Origin of the sequence: Microcoleus sp. B5-D4 (assembly GCF_036705145.1) — a bacterium.
Taxonomy (GTDB): Bacteria; Cyanobacteriota; Cyanobacteriia; order Cyanobacteriales; family Microcoleaceae; genus Microcoleus.
The window spans coordinates 110,286-111,896 of the sequence record NZ_JAUBTV010000001.1 but is presented as its reverse complement, the minus strand read 5'-3'; the positions used below and the strand labels follow the sequence as shown (position 1 = coordinate 111,896).

The 1,611-nt window shown below is 51.0% G+C and carries 1 protein-coding gene; it reads right to left on the bottom strand.

The window, feature by feature from the left end; all coding sequences use genetic code 11:
* On the bottom strand, nt 1-1,611 hold a 1,611-nt coding region (locus QUB10_RS00435; RefSeq protein WP_333198663.1), incomplete at both ends, for a Calx-beta domain-containing protein.

Genomic DNA, 1,611 nt, shown 5'->3' with positions numbered 1-1,611 from the left:
GTCGGCGGTGTCGGCGGTGTCGGCGGTGTCGGCGGTGTCGGCGGTGTCGGCGGTGTCGGCGGTGTCGGCGGTGTCGGTGTCGGCGGTGTCGGCGGTGTCGGCGGTGTCGGCGGTGTCGGCGGTGTCGGCGGTGTCGGCGGTGTCGGCGGTGTCGGAGTTGGTGGCGGCGGTGGCGCTACATCGTTATCCGTAATCGCCACTGTCACCCCTGGAACCACAACCACATTATACTTAGCATCACCGCCGCTCACACTATGAGTGATAGTACCGCTATGCGCGCCTTCGACAATCGTATCGTCAACAGCTTTCACCGTAACGGTTTGAACACTATCCCAATTAAGGGTAGTGAAATTCACAGGGGCGATCGCCTCTATCTGATTACCTGTTGTGAGAGTGATCGTAACAGGGGCGATCGGCTGTGACATTAATTTGATCCCATAACTGCCCGCCGCGCCGCCTTCTGTAGCAGTTGTTGCCGTGGGAGTAACAGAAATACCAGCGGTATCATTGTCCTTATTGGTAATGCTAACATCCGCTACATCTCGGTTGCTGTAATTCACATCTGTACTAACAGCAGCCGCCGTGACTATTTTGTAGTCAATATCCCCGTCAGCAATGCTATCCTCAACCCCTGTTACTGTCACCGGCTGCGGTGTATTCCAGTTAGCCGGAGTGAAAGTTAAACTATTAGTTGAAACTGTTCCTTCGGCAATATTGTCACTGCTCAAACCGATAGTCACGTCAGCAGTTGGCTGAGTATTCAGAACCACAGTAAAGTTAGCCTTGGTGCCATCTTCACCAGTAGTCAATCCCGCCGTCGGATTCACCGTAATTCCCGGAGTTTCATTGTCACTGTTGGTGACGGTGATATCATCAGGATCGAGGTTATTGTAATTAACATCGTTGCTGACAGCAGCAGCCGTGACAATTTTGTAAGGTTGAGGGCCATCAGCTACTAAATCGTCAACACCAATTATCGTTATTGGTTGCGGTTGATCGTAGTTAGCAGAAGTGAAAGTTAAGCTATTAGTTGAAACTGTTCCTTCGGCCAGATTGTCACTCCTCAAACCGATGGTAACGTCAGCAGTAGGTTGAGCGTTGAGTTTGAGTGTAAATTCTGCCTTGCCACCAACTTCACTTGTAGTTAATGCTGTTGGGTTAATAGTAAAGCCAGCCGTATCATCATTAGTAATAGTTGTGGTAGCGGTAGCAGTGGTAATTGTCGGTGTAGAATCTAATACCGAGGGATTGGAAAGCGTAACCTCAAGGGTTTCATTAGTTTCGATCGCCGCATCGCCTAAAACATCGAGAGTAATGGTTTTCGATGTCTCGCCCGCTGCAAAATTAATCGTACCAGTCGCAGCAGTTGCACCGGATGTGCCGCCGATGTTGTTGTAGTCGCTGACGTTTGTAGCAGAACCTGCGATCGCATAATCTACTGTGCTCGCCAACTCAGTGCAACCGCTGCGGGTAACAGTAAAAGTGGCAGCAGTTGTGCCGGAGTTGCCTTCTGTAACGGTTGCAACACCAGCAGTAATCGCGTAGTCGATCGGATTAAGCAGAATTGTCACCTTGCTAGCACCCGATCCGATGCGATCGCCGGGCCCGGAA